Here is a 15,811-nt window from a genome sequence, read left to right as displayed (position 1 = left end):
CAGATGAGAAAAATATCCGGTACCGTACTTATACTAATGATTCCGATCTTGCTATACGGTCAGGGATTTAACTCTGCAAACGGCAGAAATCATCCGGAGCTGAAGTGGATGGTAGCTGAAACACCACATTTTGTCATAATGTATCCCCGGCATTTGGAGGGCATTGAACATGAAGCGGCTGCAATTGCGGAAGAGACCTATGAAGTTCTTTCTGAGAATCTTGAGGTATCCTTTAATAAGAAAATCCGGATATATCTTTCTGATGAGGATGAAATTGCCAACGGTTTCGCCGTACCCCTGAAATATGCTTATACAGATATTTGGGTCAATGTTAATGAATACGCAGAAGTTTTTACCGGCCGGGAAAAGTGGCTGAGGAAAGTTATTGCGCATGAGCTTGCTCATATTTTTCACTTTGAAGCGGTAAGAGGAAATTCGGGGTTTCTGGCCTTATTGTTCGGTAACCCTCTGCCCAGATTCTGGACAGAGGGACTCGCCCAGTACCAGACCGAGGAGTGGGATGCCCAGCGAGGTGACCGGTGGCTGCGCCTTGCCGTTTTTGATGACAAAATGAACTACCTGGAAAATAGTACACCTATAAATCGCCGATTACAATATGCAGTGGGTAATTCTCAGCTAAGATATTTTGCAGAAACTTACGGTGATTCCAGCTTGACTGAATTACTTCAATACCGAGACCGCTTTCTGGCTTTTAAATATCATGATTTTGAACCGGCCTTTAACTCAGTTATAGGTAAAAGTTATGCCGATTTCTACGACGAGTGGCGAAAGCATGTCAATATTTACTACAATACGCTGGCAGCGGGCATGGGACGTGAAGATTCACTGGAAGGTGAAAAAGTAAATTCCCCGGGGCAGTTTTTATATGATGTTAAGTTTAGTCCGGATCAATCCCGCTTTGCCACTATTTCACTCACCTCTTTGAAAAGACCGGTTCGAAGATTATATGTTACCCAAAACGACTCAACTCATGAGACCGAAATACTCTCTGAGGGACCCATCCAACCGGGCCTGGACTGGAGTCCGGAGGGGACAAAGCTTGCTTACGCCAAAAAGACACGCGAAAAGCATGGTTCATTAATCAACGATATTTTTATCTATGATCTGGGCCAACGAAAAGAACGACAGATTACTCAAAATCGACGTGCCCGTTTCCCGGTCTTCAGCAACACCGGGGATACCTTAGCCTATATAGCTGAAAAAAGCGGAACTGCTAATATTTATCTTCGACGTCTCGCCGGCGGGGAGGAACAGAGAGTGACGTCTTACACAGGCGATACCCAGCTGCTGAATCTTGCCTGGAACGGTCAAAGAAACAGCCTCATATATCATCTATTTGATGATGAGGGTAATCGTCACCTTGTTTTGCTAAAATTGGAGACAGGTGAAAAGCAGATTCTGGATATTGATGAAGCTGAAGTTGATAACAGGATGCCTGTTATCAGTGCGACAGGCCGTTACATTGCTTTTACCTCACTCAGGGATAACGTTCCCAATGTTTTTGTTCATGATTTGAACTCAGGAACCACCCGCCGCTTTACGAACCAGTTTGCCGGTGCTGAAGCTTACCAGTGGCTGGGAAAAACCGAAGAACATCCTCATGAGCGCATTATTTTAAAAGCAAGTGAAGACAAAGACCGTGAACATCTCTATTCAGTCAGTGAGGACTATTCTTTCATTACTAGTGCCCAAACGATTCCCGAGAAATACAGTTCCTGGATTGAAAAGTCTCCGCCTAAAATTATACCATCAGTAGTGGAGCCCGATTCTTCGCTGGTAAATAAGCGTTATAATTACCGATCACTTTCCAATCTTAGTCATGTTGCCTCATTTGCACTGCCTTACTACGGGTTGAATGACAGCTATGGATTGTTTGGCACTACTGCCTGGACCGAACCCCTGGGAAAGCATTCTCTGATCGCAGGCGGGAATCTATCTTTTACAGATGTTGAAAAAGATTCCTATGGCGTACTGACCTATATCAACAATCAGCTATACCCGTCGCTGATATTTTCGGCCTATAAGGTTCCCGGTTCAGGACGTTTTTATGGAGATGATTACCTGTTTGAAGAATTAACAGGTGGTGAAGTACAAATTAATTGGCCGATTGACTGGTTTGATGTGCCCTATCGAAATGATCTTATTGGAATACGCCTGAGGCATGTGCTTATTCGTCCGCTGGATGCCATAGATTTCCCCGGAAATACAATTGTTCCGCAATCGGAAAAAGCACGACAGACCGATTTAAAACTTACCTGGATCACCAAGAAGCAGCGTCCTTACTACAATAACCTCATACATCCCTTGGATGGTTATGGTATAAAGCTAAGTGTTATGGGAGCGGAGAAGGTACTCGGTTCAGAGACCTCTTTTTTAACTTCTGATCTGAGCGCATACAAGATACTTTCCGGATTCGGCTTACAGCGTTTTTATCTTTACGGGCGTTACCAGGTTCAGTTCGGTAATCCGCTCCCACAAGACTTTATTGGTTTTACGAGATACAGTAATATCAGCTGGCCCATTGACGACAGAAACCTCGTTTTTCCCCACTCGAAAGCGGAGAGAGTACGGGGCTATCGTTCCTTTGTATCCGGCAGGCAGGTGGCCTTTGGGACAATCGAATATCGAATGCCCGTCACTCCGTCGTTGCAAACTTCCATACTTGGCGGATTTTTAGAGTTGGGATCCACCAGTTTAGCGGTTTTCATGGATGGAGGGGTGGTTTGGGATGTTCAGATCCCGGTCGGAAAAGACAGTGAGCAACGTCTGGGAACCGGCGTCGAAATTAAAAATGAGATTGGTCTCGGCCCATTGAAATTTGTTCACTCTTTGGGCATTGCCCAACCTGTGGGCGACCTATTTGCTGATGGAGATTATGATCTCTATTACCAGATCAAGGCCAGCGTGCCTTTTTAAGATTTAAAGGTTGAGGAAACTTTAAGATGTTTCCTCAACCTTGTTCGACCCAAAATGAAAGGAAGGATTCTGATCCTGTTTCAGCCGTTCGCGGTTAATCTTCTCCTCGTACATGCGTTCAACATCTTTTAGCGTGTCGGCATCTTTTGGATTTAGATCCCAGCGTATGGCTTTAAAGCGTGGAAGACGGAGGGTATAATTGGCTTTCGTTCGTTTATTTACCTGTATGTCATCGAACTCCAGCTCAACCACAATTTCTGGAATCAGACCGAGAGTGGGGCCGTATCGTTCTACCGTAAGATCTTTAATGCGCTTATTAATTTCTTTCATTTCCTCATCAGTGTACCCGCCATAGGCTTTACCGATGGGGATGAACTCCTCCTCATAACGCTCATCTTCAGCAACCCGGATGCCCAGGGTGAAATCAGAATAGTAGCCGCCTCTTTTGCCGGAACCGGCATGGGCATACATCATCACCGTATCAAGGGTACCTCCCGGTTTTTTTACCTTGAGCCAAGATTTTCTTCGCTGCCCGTATTCGTAGGTACTGTCTTTCTTTTTTAGCATCAATCCCTCATTGCCATGGGCCAAAGCCCTCTCGAACAGTGTCTCAACATGATCACGGTCGGTTACTTCAAACTGATTGCTAACCGGTACGCTGTGATTTTCGGCAAGTTCTCTAAGCAAGCTGCGTCGCTGCCCCAGCGTTTTCTCGAAGATCGGGCGGTCCCTGTGATAGAGTAAGTCATAGGCAATAAACAGTACCGGATAGTTCTCCATTACTTTTTGGGATGGCTTTTTTCGTCCCATTCTTTTTTGCAGCAGCTGGAAGGGGAGTATCTCTTCATCCTTATAAACACAAACCTCCCCATCCAGAACAAGATCAGGCAAATCCTTACTTACGAAAAACTGAACAATTTCAGGGAAGGAGTGCGTAATGTCATTCAAATCGCGGGAATAGAGCTCCACACGCTGATTACTGATATGAGCCTGGCAACGCATTCCATCAAACTTTTCTTCCGCAACATATTGCTCAAGGTCTTCAACGGCGCGACTTTCAATTGGGGAGGCCAGCATAAACGACAGAGGATGAAACAGCTTAAAGGTCGCTTCGTCAAGAAGTTCGTTTTTACACAGTACCGCTGTACGTCCGATACTTCCGGTGATCATGTGGGCATAGCGCACGTCTTCTACCTCTTTTTGAAAAGCCGATGCCAGGGACGAAACGAGACTCCTTGTTTCAAAACCGATGCGCAAGGATCCCTGGCTCATGATTCGTAAGAAATACTTTATCTCCAACGGCGTCATCTCGGTATAGGTTTTCCGGAGAATCTGCTGTTTATCAGCCCTTGAAGAGACCGAATAGAGCTGCTCATAGATATTTTTGACTTCATCAAGCGCCAATTGCGAAGGTTTCCGCTTATTTCTGGCAGCATCTACATTTTGCATGAGTTTCTCTATGGCTTCTGAGGAACTTCCCAATGCCGTGCGACACGGTTTAAATACCATGTCATAATCAATTTCACAGAAATCGGTTGCTGCCGTGGAATAGGTTCTGCTGCCAACAGAAGCCCTTTTGCCGGACAAAGAAGAGAAAGCACCTTCACCAAGAAATTGGGCCGCAAGATCTAAATTCTCATCCGACTCGATGTTTTTCAGATACTCGGCACATATGCTGATTTTTGTATTTGTACTTCTGGTCTCGGCAATCTGCTGGGCCGTTTCAGCCAATTTTAAAAATGTGTTACTCATAATGTATCCACTCTTAAAAACACGAATGGTAGAATACTAAACATATAATTAATCCGTGATCATCTGTGTTCTATATCAATCATCAGTTTCTGTTTCCAGGTCAAGAAATCGTGATGCTATCCCCAATTCGTCCAGGTAGTGCTGAACCACATTTGCATTAGGGGTATGGGTGATGTGAACCCTGGTGGGTTCCAATTTTTTACATAGTTCGATCAGTTCAAAGAAGTCAAGGTGATCCGACAAGGGAATGAGTTTGTCAACCGTGAGCTGGGTTCGTGAAGATTCTCTTGCAGCCCATCCGGAACAGTATGCCAGTCTCTTCTTTTTCACATTTGAGGCAAAACCGTTGTTAAGAGCGGAATTAGTTGTTACAAGTATTTTGCCTTCACAGGTCTCACGGTCATAGCTTTCGTAATTACCAAGCTCAATGCCGGCCTCCTCATAGACCTCGCATAATTTATAACCTGCTCCATGAATTTGAATGGGGTGGTCCAGAGAAGATAACATGTGCATTACCTCCTGTGCTTTTCCCAAATTATAAGCGAGGAAGACTGGGGTGTACCCTTCTTCAAGGGTGTGCTTGGCAAAACCGGTGACTTCATCTGTTAGCTCGTCATGGCCGGCCCATCGGTATATTGGCAGGCTGAATGTGGCTTCGGTAATAAAATGGTCAACGCTATCAGGACACTCGAATCCTTCTGAGGCAGGTGAAGGCGGTGTCCGGTAATCACCGGTATAGAGTACGCTACCTTCGTCGGTCTCTACATAAACCATAGCAGAACCCAGTATATGTCCGGCCGGGTAAAGAGTTACCTTAGAAGTTGGAAGCTCTAGGGTCTCACCAAATTTAAGTACGGTAGCATTACCTTTGTATCCGCGCTTTTGCATCAGTTTGTATGTATTCTCGGTGCAGAATACGTCAACATTCCTGTTTCTGGGCATATGGTCTGCATGGGCATGTGAAATGAATACATGTTCTGCCCGGCTGCCGCTATAGTCAAAGCCTATGTTAAATTGCGGGAGCTGAATACCATGATAACCCGCTTTGGTAATTTCTATCAAAATAAATTAGTGCGTCTGATTACAAAATAAGCCAGCAGCAGTATAACGAGTCCGACTGCCACCATCATGGCACCCGTAAAAAGGATATACCATTCCAGTTTTTCATGATTTTGACGGATTAGTACACGTGTTTGATTCCAGCGGACAAGCTGGATGCCGGCTATATACACTATGAAGAAACTCCAAATTGAAAAGAGAAGTTCGATCCAGGAGAAAGGCATAAATGAAAAGACCAGACAGGGGATCGTGAAAAGAAAGAGATATTTCAGCAGATTTCTAAGAGCTACAGGAGGATCTTCATTTTCCGCTTCCCTGGTGAGATAATTTTTAATACGCCGGTAAGACACCATCACGATAAATCCGGATAAAAATACCAGAACCCCCAGACAGAGGTAATACATAGTAAACCATTTTTGGCTGAATGCTTCCATGGGATTGGCTTAATTTATTCTTCAGGAAGTTTATCTTCAGAAACCGGCTTCTCTTCTTTTGGATTATAGATCGAAGCAAGGATAGAGACAATCAAGGTTGCCGCGATGAAACCCAATGCAAAGGGGGTCGGAATATGATAAAATTCCGATAACAGCATTTTGATTCCAACAAAGACTAGAATAAGCGACAAACCATAGTGCAAATAGTGAAACAGCCGCATAATTCCGGAAACCGCAAAATAAAGGGCCCGAAGACCTAAAATTGCAAAGGCATTGGAGCTGTACACTATAAATTCGTCGCGTGTTATTGCCAGGATAGCAGGAATGGAGTCAAGGGCAAACACGAGGTCGGTTGTTTCAATAACCACCAATACTACAAAGAGGGGTGTGGCAATCAGCTTGCCCATCCTATAAATGAAAAACTGTGAGCCGTAGTATCGCTTGGTGGTGGGAAATATTTTGCGTGTCAGTTTCAAGACCGGATTTCTCTCCGGATGCACCTCTTTATCTTTTTCCATGGCCAGCTTTATCCCGGTGAACACCAGGAAGCCTCCAAATACGTATATAATCCAGTGGAACTGTTCTAGCAGGGCTACGCCTACAAAGATGAATAGAAACCGCATGACCAGTGCTCCGAAAATACCCCAAAACAGCACCTTATGCTGGTACTTGGGGGGCACCTGGAAGTATGAAAAGACCAACAGGAAAACAAAAATATTATCTACACTAAGTGACTTCTCAATGAGATACCCGGTATAGTAATCCAAGGCCGTCTTCGAACCCATATAATAATATACCCCGATTCCGAAAATGAGTGCCAGGGTGATCCATACTCCGGTCCAGATCAGTGCCTCGCGAATACTCTCCTCATGGTCCTTGCCGTGAAATACCACAAGGTCAATCAGCAGCATCACTATGATGAAGACGTTAAATAAGCTCCAGAGAAGAAGGCTGTGTTCCAAGGCTGTCTAAGAATATCGTTTCGAAATAAGCACCAAAGGTATGGAAGCTTTGGAACAATTGACAGTAATCGGTTGGCAGTGGACAGTGATCAATGAACAGTATGTCAGGGAACAATGAGCAATGAACAATTAACAATTTGGTATTAAGAAATAACTTGCCTTTGCTCCTAAATCAAACATCATTTTCCAGCCTCCAGCTTATCATTCAACCAGTACGCCTTCTTCCGATTTTTTCAGCTCTTCGGGAATAGATTCAAGAATCTCATTTTTGAAGGCTTCGATGATATTTTGTTTGAGATATTCCCTGCTATATATAACCCTAATCTTTCTTCTCGGAACGGGATCTTCGAAATACCTGAGGTGGGCTTTGGCACACTGCTCGTCTATCTGGTTTTTGGCAAGGTAGGGGAGGAGTGTCATTCCAAAATCCTGTTCAACCAGCTGTTTGAGTGTTTCAAGGTTACCGCTTTCAAATTCTATCATTGAACTGTCCAGCAGATCTTTTCGCTGTTTCTTGCAAAGCTTGACAGTTTGATCGCGAAAGCAGTGACCTTCATTGAGTAGCCAGAGATTGGTAATTTCGAGGTCATCTATAGAGAGTTTATCCTTTTTTGCCAGGTCATGCTTTTGTGACACATAGCCCAGAAAAGGTTCATAGTAAAGTTCCTCTTCGAAAATATGGCCCTGTTCCACAGGGGTGGCAATGATACCGACATCGAGGTGATCCTGCTCCAGAAGGCTCAGCAATTCGTTGGTGACGACTTCTTCAAAAATGAGTTTTACATTGGGATATTTTTCGGTAAAGGAACGCAGAAACAGTGGCAACAGGTAGGGTGCAATAGTGGGAATAATACCGACCCGAAAAGTACCCTGCAATTCATCCTCGGCAAGGTGGGCGATATCCTCAATGTGCTTTGACTGCTTTAGGATCTCTTTGGCCTCCTTAATGATTTTTTCACCGATCTCCGTAGGCACGACAGGGGATTTCGACCTGTCAAAAATAGTGATGCCGAGTTCATCTTCAAGCTTATGAATTTGCATACTCAGGGTAGGTTGCGTGACGTAGGATTTTTCCGCGGCAGTCGCAAAATGACGGTACCTGTCAACGGCAACTACATATGATAACTGGGTAAGTGTCATTGAATAATCAGTTGGTTTTTGTCTCCTTGCAAGACGGTAATGATACTAACTTTACGAGTATAAATCGCCCGAGTATAAGAATTATTAAAAAAAGCTTTGAATATGTTATACTTCGAACGATTGTAACTCAATCTATTTTATGATTATCAAAGAGTAAAATGTAAAGTTATTTATGAAAAGAGCACATGTATTCATTGAAGGAAGAGTTCAGGGCGTTGGATTTAGACACTTTGCGGAAATCAATGCCAGGGAAGTTGGGGTGCATGGTTGGGTAAAGAACTTACCCGACGGCCGCGTAGAAGCTGTTCTTGAAGGACCTATCGACCACCTCGAAGAACTGGTAGATCGTTTCGAGCAAGGACCCGGTGCGAGCAGAGTTGACAATATCGACGTCGAAGTCGAGGAAGCCACCGGTGAATTTGATTCGTTCGAAGTTGCCTACCCGTAATGAGGTTGTTTACCGCCATCACCATTCCTGAAGAGATAAAGGCTAGGCTTCATGAGTTGTTTATCCCCATTGAGGGTGTGAAATGGCAGGACAAATCACAGATGCATTTAACCCTACGCTTTATCGGGGAAGTAGACACCGGTACGGCTGGAAAAATTATAGATGAACTCGATAAGGTACAGGTTCCGCCCTTTGATATTACATTAGCTGAACTTGGCACGTTCCCCGAGAGAGGTAAACCGAAAGTTATTTGGGTGGGGGTTGAGCACAGTGAGATGCTGCATGAATTGTATGATCAGCTGGAAGAGGCTTGTCAACATGCCGGGCTGGAACCCGATAACAGATCGTTCAAACCCCATATTACTTTAGGTCGCAATAAAGGCAAGGCCACACAAGAGATAAGAAAACATCTTGCACATCAGGATGTTCCGGATTTTGACCCGATCTATGTTTCGGAATTTTGCCTCTTTAGTAGTGAGCTTACACCAAAAGGAGCCATTTACCACCTCGAAAAGAAATTCCCCTTGCACTGATATCTTCCAGACAGTGCTAACTGTGATGGGGAACTTCAGGTATACAGTTTTGCAGTATGTAACTACTAAGTCAATTATTTGCCAACATTCGGTCAAACTCGGTGAGCAAGGTGACTACGTCTTCCTCATTTTTCAGGTTCAGGTCATTCCGGTTAATAAATGATTTTAATTGATTCGCTCTTTCTCCAAGTTTTTTCAGTATATCTTTCTCTTTCAGTTTTACCTGTACAAGATTCCCTTCTGAGTTTGTCAGAAAATAATCCGTTTTGTGAACGTACTTATCCGTTTTCTTCCCGGTAAACATATCCTTGGTGTGTCCTTTATAAAATTGACTACTGTGGTAAACCAGTAATTTAGTTCTTCCGTCATAAAGTACCTGTAAAAAGGTATTGCCGGTTATATCACTATCCGGTATATCGAAACCTTTCTTAAACATGATTTCCGGTTCATTATTGGGAGTCAAGACAAAACCTTTGATCGTTTTTTTTGAAGCGATATAGGGAGTATTTTCATCAAACTTAAATTCCAACTGGTTCTTGAAAATATTGAAACGCATAGGGTAGTAGGCAGTAATTCTATCATTGTGTTTGATGAAGTAACCTTTCTTCCAACTTTCATTGTAATAGGGGCTCCCTTCAGTAGTTCTATCTTTATTGTATCCTTTGATGGCCTCGTACATCCGGCTTTGAATAAACTCTTGTGTAATTCTTGCCTGGGTTTCACCGGGATTGGGATTGGTTTGTGCAAATACCGGCCTGAAATTAACAGATATCAAGAAGGCAAGTGAATAAAGTGCAATTGCTTGTTTCATAATCTGATGATTAAAATTAGACAATGTGCCTCAAGAGTGAGTTGAAAGTTCAACGTTCGTCCGCTTGTCTTATTTTTAATCTACTTTGCTTGCCGGCTGGATTCAACTATTTTCAGTTGTCATGAGGATATTTGAATGATGGTTAAATTTATGCAGACAATTTTTTGGATACTCGGTACGCTGATAGGATTATACCTGCTTTTGATTGTTCTGCTGTATGTCTTCCAGACCGGAATGATGTATCATCCCACAGAGCATTTATATCAGACACCTACAGCCATTCAGCTCGATTTTGAGGATGTTACTTTCAAATCAGCCAACGGTGATGAAATACACGGGTGGTTTATTCCCGCCGAACCGGCACGGGCGACTGTACTGTTAAGTCATGGAAATGCGGGCAATATTTCCGATCGCCTTGAAACCCTGCGAATATTAAACAATCTGGAACTCAATGTATTGATATACGACTACAGCGGCTATGGCAAAAGTACGGGTAGTCCGTCCGAGCAGACAACCTATGAAAACGTATTAGCTGCATGGAATTATTTGACTGGCCAAAGAAACATACCTTCAGAAAGTATAATACTAATGGGCCGTTCGCTTGGGGGTCCGGTAGCGGCTTGGCTGGCAACCAAAGAGGAGCCGGCAGGATTGATACTTGAATCAACGTTCACTTCCGCCACGAATCTTGCGACAGAGATTTATCCATTTCTTCCGGTCAGGCTAATGTTGAGATTTACTTATCCGACGACAGACTATCTATCAAAAAGTTCAGTTCCGGTATTAGTAATGCACAGCAGGGAAGATCAGCTTATTCCTTTTCATCATGGCAAAGAGCTTTATGAAGTTGCAGGCATGCCCAAAATGTTCTTCGAAATGAATGGGGCACACGGCAATGCCCATATGGTTACCGGAGAAGAATATGCGAATGCTTTAGATAAATTTTTAAATGAAATGATACCACCCAACTAATTTTTGGTTATGGATATTTACAGTAAAGAGATAAGCATAAACAGTGAAGGATTTTCAGAAATAACGAACATCACAGGTGAAATAGAAAAAGTGTCAGAGGAGAGTGGATTCAAGGAGGGTCTGATTCACATATTTCCCATTGGTTCTACAGCTTCAATTTCTACTATTGAATATGAACCGGCCCTAGTCAAAGACATGAAGGATAAGCTTGAGGAGTTTGCCCCTAAAGATCAGCAAACACGTCATGGGGATACCTGGGGTGACGATAATGGATTTTCACATATGAGAGCAACCATGATGGGTCCGGGCATCACTGTTCCTCTGTTTGAGGGGAAGCCGGTACTGGGAACCTGGCAGCAAGTGGTGATTTTCAATCATGACAACCGCAGCAGAGATCGGCGCATATTTCTGCAAGTGCTTGGAAAGTAGCTGCACTGACTACCCTGCATTATGTTCTAAAGAACAGGACCTTGCTTGATAACCTTATCAACCGCTTCTGACAATACTTCCCGGTAATCTTCCGGGTTTACCATCTGGCTGTTAGATACTTTTTTGGAAGCATACGAACTTCCCCATGCAACCGCTTTATCGCTTGAGGTGTCCCAATAGATATACTTTGTTTCGAAATAGAGAATATTTTGAGTTTTGGCTTCGTGGCCGGCATACCCAAGACCTCCTGTAGCCTCTTTTCTTTTGTAGTAGAAATATTGATCAAGCAGCAGCACTATTTCCGGTTTATATTCCGGTAGTTCAAACTGCACGTCATCAGTGGGAAGCATCATATTATAGAACTCACCGTCGAATGCCAGGGGAGTAGATTTGAAAAGCTGTCCATCATAGCTTTGATCTTCACTAACCATCTTGATTTTTGATCGTAGCTTATTGGACATAAGATTCTCCAGTGAGGAATAGAAAATCTGCCGGCCATTGCCTGATAATTTACCGAATGCGTGACTGTAGTTATCCTCGAACCAGGCTTGCTGTATTGGGACTACCAGTACAGAACTGGTTTTTTTAGAGTTCTCCAGTTCCGGCTCAATATAGTAATCTTTACTTGATGCACAGCCTGTTAAGAGTAGAATGATGAATACAAAAAAATAATACTTAACTCTCATAGAATCTCTGAAACTAGATGCGATATTTTTTAAGTTGTTTGAGTCAAAAAAGCGATTATGAAACAAATGTTTTATCGGTTTAATTTCAACTAATTTCCAAATATTTACATTCGCTTAATCCTAACCAGTGAATAATCAGAGAATGAATTTTTCCCACTTACATTGCCACACGCAATTTAGCATGCTTGACGGGGCGGCAAGTATATCCCAGCTGGTAAAGAAATCGAAAAATAGGGGGATGCCCGGTATAGCTATTACCGATCACGGTAACATGTTTGGGGTTCCTGAATTTGTGAAGGAAGCACAGCGAAATGATGTAAAACCGATTATCGGCTGTGAATTCTATATCACTCCCTCGGGTATGGAGGATAAACAAGACCGTACCCGCTACCACCAGGTGCTTTTAGCCAAAAATATGACCGGCTATAAAAATTTAACCAAGTTGTGCTCGCTGGGTTACACAGAGGGGCTGTACTACAAACCGCGAATTGATAAGAAAACCCTTGCTGAGCACGCGGAAGGATTGATTGCTACCACGTGCTGCCTGGCGAGTGAGATAAATCAGACGATCATCAATAAGGGAGAAGCTGAGGCAAAAAAGCTTTTTGAATGGTATCTGAATCTTTTTGGGGACGATTATTATGTGGAACTGCAGCGACACGGGCTGAATGATCAGGATCGTTGCAATGAAGTGCTGGTAAAGTGGGCCAAGGAATACAACGTAAAGCTGATTGCAACCAATGATTGTCACTACGTAGAGCGGGAAGATTCTGAAGCTCATGACATTCTACTGGCGCTACAGACCAACGCTGACATCAATGATCCCAATAGGTTTCGTTTTACCGATGACAACAACAACCTGAATCCGGAATTCTACCTGAAGACTCCGGAAGAGATGCAGGAACTCTTCAGTGACCTGCCGGAGGCTATAGACAATACAAATGAAATAGTCGAAAAGGTAGATAACATTGATATCAGCTCCGAGCTGCTGCTGCCTCATTATAGCATCCCGGATGATTTCGAATCGATGGAAAGCTATCTCAAGCACCTCACCTATGAAGGTGCAAAAAAGAGATACGGTGAGGTAACGCATGACATTTCAGAACGCATTGAACAGGAGCTGGCTATTATCAGTAAAATGGATTTTGCCGGCTACTTTTTGATTGTTCAGGATTTTACTACTGAAGCGCGTAACAGGGGGGTATTCGTCGGACCGGGACGGGGTTCGGCTGCCGGTTCTGTGGTTGCCTATTGCCTGGGCATCATTAACATTGATCCATTAAAATACGACCTACTCTTTGAACGCTTCCTGAATCCGGAAAGGGTAAGCCCGCCTGATATTGATATTGACTTTGATGACTCAGGCCGCCAGGAGGTCATTGACTATGTGGTGGAGGAGTACGGCCGGCAGAATGTTTCACAGATTGTTACCTATGGCACCATGAAGGCCAAAACGGCGATCCGGGATGTAGGTCGAGTGTTGGGAGTGCCCCTGCAAGAGGTAAACCGAATTTCAAAGCTTTTCCCAGATCGCCCCGGGCTCGATACTTTCGATAAGGTGCTCGATCCCAGCCAGAATCCCGAGTCGGCCAAAGATCTTCAGCAGGTATTTGAACATCCCGACCCCCAGATCCAGAAAATGATGCGATTTGCCCGAACTCTTGAGGGATCGGCGCGACAGACCGGTATCCACGCGGCAGGGGTAATTATTGCACCGGGCGAGATCGATGAATATGTGCCGGTAGCCTTATCCAAAGACAAGGAATTGATCACCCAGTACGACGGGCCCAATGCAGAGATGTGCGGGCTGTTGAAGATGGACTTTTTGGGATTGAAAACCCTTTCCATTCTGAAAACAGCCATAGAATATGTAGAAGAAAATCACGGGGTCAGGTACGATCTGGATGATATTTCTTTTGATAATGAAAAAACCTTTGAACTCTACCAGAAGGGAAATACCATCGGTACCTTTCAGTTTGAGTCGGACGGCATGCGTAAATACCTCAAGCAACTGAAACCGACCTCCCTGGACGATCTAATCGCAATGAATGCCCTCTATCGTCCCGGCCCGATGCAGTTTATTCCCGAGTACATTGATCGAAAACACGGTCGCAAGGAGGTTACGTATCCTCACCCCGACCTTGAAGAGCTCCTGAAGCCAACCTACGGCATCATGATCTACCAAGAGCAGATTATGAAAGCCGCTCAGAAAATCGCCAACTACTCGCTCGGTGATGCCGATTTGTTACGCCGTGCAATGGGTAAAAAGAAGCAGGAGGTGATGGATGAGCAGCGTGAGATATTTGTTGAGCGCGCCATCGAGAACGGAGTTGACCGAGCAAAAGCGATCGAGATATTCGATATGATGGCCGAATTTGCTAAGTATGGATTTAACAAATCACACTCGGCCGCTTATTCGGTAGTAGCTTATCAGACAGCCTTCTTTAAAGCCAACTATCCTTCTGAATATATGGCTGCAGTATTGAGTCATAACATGGGGGATATTGATAAGGTCTCCAAGTTTATAGAAGAATGTTACCGTAACGGGATTACCGTCGATGCCCCAAATATCAATACCGGAGCCGGTAAGTTTGTTGCCGTAGATGGAAGAATTCAATACGGCATGGAGGCGATCAAGGGTGTCGGTTCAAATGCCGTTGATGAACTGGTTAAAGAGCGTAAAGAGAACGGCAAATTTGAGTCAGTATATGATTTCGCTAGTCGTATTGACTCAAGAGTTTGTAACAAAAGAACGCTTGAGAGCCTGTTCCAGGCCGGTGCGTTTGATTCCCTGAACCCGAACAGACGACAGCTTATTGAGAATATGGATACTATTCTCAGTTATGGTTCACGGGTGCAGGAGATGGAAAATTCAAACCAGTCTGATCTCTTCGGTGACGGTACCAGCAACAGCTCTGCTATCGATGAGCCCGAATTGCAGCAGATTCAACCCTGGTCAAATATTGAGCGGCTCAATAAGGAACGCGAACTTATAGGCTTTTACCTCAGCGGTCACCCCTTGAGTAAATTCAAGGAAGATATTAAGCTATTCTGCACGCAAACCTTGGATCCGGAATCACTTGAAAAGCTCAACGAGCGCACGGATGTGCGATGTGCCGGAATTATTACCAATGTAAAAAGGGTTACCGATAAAAAGGGTCGCCCATTTGCCTTTTTGCAGATGGAAGACTTGCATGGTACCATTGAAGTGATCGCTTTCAACGACACTTACGATCGAAACCTGGGAATGATACAGGTAGACACCCTGGTAGTGGTGGATGGTAGTATTGATACCAGAAGCGGCCAGCCCAAAATCATTGCCAATTCCTTCGAACGAATTGAAAGTATGCGCGAGAAATTTCAGGACAAGCTCGAGCTAAAGCTTGACATAGACACTAATTATGTGACTGAGGATGAATTGGAAAAGATGGCGACTCTGTTCAAGGAGCATCAGGGTAAAACGAATGTACGCTTCAATGTTTTGAGCAGCGAAGCAAAGCGACCTTTCGCCATGCATGTTCGGAAGTTTGTAGTCGATCCCAATGAAGAATTACTGGGCGGATTGAAGTCACTGATCGGTGAAGATTCCGTAGCTCTTGCCAAAAGCGTTTAATTGCACTTTTTTATGGATCAATGGAAATCCTGAGA

The 15,811-nt window shown here is 44.0% G+C and carries 13 protein-coding genes; 6 read left to right on the top strand and 7 right to left on the bottom strand.

From position 1 onward, the window contains the following. Positions 1–3: 3 nt before the first annotated feature. Complete coding sequence (locus G3570_RS11535; protein ID WP_165142424.1) at positions 4–2,937, top strand: DPP IV N-terminal domain-containing protein; 2,934 nt, start codon at positions 4–6, stop codon at positions 2,935–2,937. 21 nt (positions 2,938–2,958) lie between these two features. Here G3570_RS11535 and G3570_RS11530 read toward each other — a convergent pair whose 3' ends face one another. From G3570_RS11530 to G3570_RS11510, 5 genes are all read right to left on the bottom strand, one after another. Then, the gene (locus tag G3570_RS11530; RefSeq protein WP_165142422.1) at positions 2,959–4,689 is read right to left on the bottom strand and encodes an ATP-dependent DNA ligase; all 1,731 of its coding nucleotides are present in this window, start codon (positions 4,687–4,689) and stop codon (positions 2,959–2,961) included. A gap of 75 nt (positions 4,690–4,764) precedes the next feature. Then, on the bottom strand, positions 4,765–5,751 hold the full coding sequence (locus G3570_RS11525) for a hypothetical protein (protein ID WP_165142420.1): 987 nt from the start codon (positions 5,749–5,751) through the stop codon (positions 4,765–4,767). Further along, positions 5,748–6,182, bottom strand: coding sequence for a hypothetical protein (locus G3570_RS11520; protein ID WP_165142418.1), 435 nt, complete (start codon positions 6,180–6,182; stop codon positions 5,748–5,750). The genes G3570_RS11525 and G3570_RS11520 overlap by 4 nt, the downstream gene beginning before the upstream one ends. Before the next feature lie 14 nt (positions 6,183–6,196). Then, complete coding sequence (locus G3570_RS11515) at positions 6,197–7,144, bottom strand: TerC family protein (protein ID WP_249067003.1); 948 nt, start codon at positions 7,142–7,144, stop codon at positions 6,197–6,199. A 201-nt stretch (positions 7,145–7,345) separates the two neighbouring features. After that, complete coding sequence (locus G3570_RS11510) at positions 7,346–8,284, bottom strand: hydrogen peroxide-inducible genes activator (RefSeq protein WP_165142416.1); 939 nt, start codon at positions 8,282–8,284, stop codon at positions 7,346–7,348. A gap of 172 nt (positions 8,285–8,456) precedes the next feature. Here G3570_RS11510 and G3570_RS11505 point away from each other — a divergent pair, with 172 nt between their 5' ends. Next, positions 8,457–8,732 (top strand): acylphosphatase, encoded by a 276-nt coding sequence (locus tag G3570_RS11505; RefSeq protein WP_165142414.1) that lies wholly within the window; start codon positions 8,457–8,459, stop codon positions 8,730–8,732. After that, on the top strand, positions 8,732–9,265 hold the full coding sequence (gene thpR / locus G3570_RS11500; protein ID WP_165142412.1) for an RNA 2',3'-cyclic phosphodiesterase: 534 nt from the start codon (positions 8,732–8,734) through the stop codon (positions 9,263–9,265). Before G3570_RS11505 ends, thpR begins: the two co-directional genes overlap by 1 nt. A 70-nt stretch (positions 9,266–9,335) precedes the next feature. On the opposite strand, the gene G3570_RS11495 is transcribed toward thpR, so the two are convergent. Next, positions 9,336–10,076: a hypothetical protein gene (locus G3570_RS11495; protein ID WP_165142410.1), complete on the bottom strand. Its 741-nt coding sequence runs from the start codon at positions 10,074–10,076 to the stop codon at positions 9,336–9,338. A 150-nt stretch (positions 10,077–10,226) separates the two neighbouring features. On the opposite strand from G3570_RS11495, the gene G3570_RS11490 reads away from it, so the two are divergent. Both G3570_RS11490 and G3570_RS11485 read left to right on the top strand, forming a co-directional pair. Continuing rightward, positions 10,227–11,048, top strand: a complete 822-nt coding sequence (locus G3570_RS11490) for an alpha/beta hydrolase (RefSeq protein ID WP_165142408.1) — start codon at positions 10,227–10,229, stop codon at positions 11,046–11,048. A gap of 9 nt (positions 11,049–11,057) precedes the next feature. Beyond that, positions 11,058–11,477, top strand: a complete 420-nt coding sequence (locus G3570_RS11485; RefSeq protein WP_165142406.1) for a secondary thiamine-phosphate synthase enzyme YjbQ — start codon at positions 11,058–11,060, stop codon at positions 11,475–11,477. Positions 11,478–11,503: 26 nt separating this feature from the next. Here the strand turns inward: G3570_RS11485 and G3570_RS11480 are convergent, their stop codons facing one another. Next, the gene (locus G3570_RS11480; RefSeq protein WP_165142404.1) at positions 11,504–12,163 is read right to left on the bottom strand and encodes a hypothetical protein; all 660 of its coding nucleotides are present in this window, start codon (positions 12,161–12,163) and stop codon (positions 11,504–11,506) included. A gap of 142 nt (positions 12,164–12,305) precedes the next feature. Here G3570_RS11480 and dnaE point away from each other — a divergent pair, with 142 nt between their 5' ends. Beyond that, positions 12,306–15,776 (top strand): DNA polymerase III subunit alpha, encoded by a 3,471-nt coding sequence (dnaE, locus tag G3570_RS11475; RefSeq protein ID WP_165142402.1) that lies wholly within the window; start codon positions 12,306–12,308, stop codon positions 15,774–15,776. Positions 15,777–15,811: the final 35 nt, after the last annotated feature.

The sequence above is a fragment of the Halalkalibaculum roseum genome (assembly GCF_011059145.1).
GTDB lineage: Bacteria > Bacteroidota > Rhodothermia > Balneolales > Balneolaceae > Halalkalibaculum > Halalkalibaculum roseum.
This window is presented reverse-complemented; position numbering and strand designations above follow the sequence as displayed.

What these genes read in the sequence shown, in the direction of transcription:
- G3570_RS11535 (WP_165142424.1), top strand. Translation starts at nt 4, where the DNA reads ATGAGAAAAATATCCGGTACCGTACTTATACTAATGATTCCGATCTTG.
- G3570_RS11530 (WP_165142422.1), bottom strand. Translation starts at nt 4,689, where the DNA reads ATGAGTAACACATTTTTAAAATTGGCTGAAACGGCCCAGCAGATTGCC.
- G3570_RS11520 (WP_165142418.1), bottom strand. Translation starts at nt 6,182, where the DNA reads ATGGAAGCATTCAGCCAAAAATGGTTTACTATGTATTACCTCTGTCTG.
- G3570_RS11510 (WP_165142416.1), bottom strand. Translation starts at nt 8,284, where the DNA reads ATGACACTTACCCAGTTATCATATGTAGTTGCCGTTGACAGGTACCGT.
- G3570_RS11505 (WP_165142414.1), top strand. Translation starts at nt 8,457, where the DNA reads ATGAAAAGAGCACATGTATTCATTGAAGGAAGAGTTCAGGGCGTTGGA.
- thpR (WP_165142412.1), top strand. Translation starts at nt 8,732, where the DNA reads ATGAGGTTGTTTACCGCCATCACCATTCCTGAAGAGATAAAGGCTAGG.
- G3570_RS11495 (WP_165142410.1), bottom strand. Translation starts at nt 10,076, where the DNA reads ATGAAACAAGCAATTGCACTTTATTCACTTGCCTTCTTGATATCTGTT.
- G3570_RS11490 (WP_165142408.1), top strand. Translation starts at nt 10,227, where the DNA reads ATGCAGACAATTTTTTGGATACTCGGTACGCTGATAGGATTATACCTG.
- G3570_RS11485 (WP_165142406.1), top strand. Translation starts at nt 11,058, where the DNA reads ATGGATATTTACAGTAAAGAGATAAGCATAAACAGTGAAGGATTTTCA.
- G3570_RS11480 (WP_165142404.1), bottom strand. Translation starts at nt 12,163, where the DNA reads ATGAGAGTTAAGTATTATTTTTTTGTATTCATCATTCTACTCTTAACA.
- dnaE (WP_165142402.1), top strand. Translation starts at nt 12,306, where the DNA reads ATGAATTTTTCCCACTTACATTGCCACACGCAATTTAGCATGCTTGAC.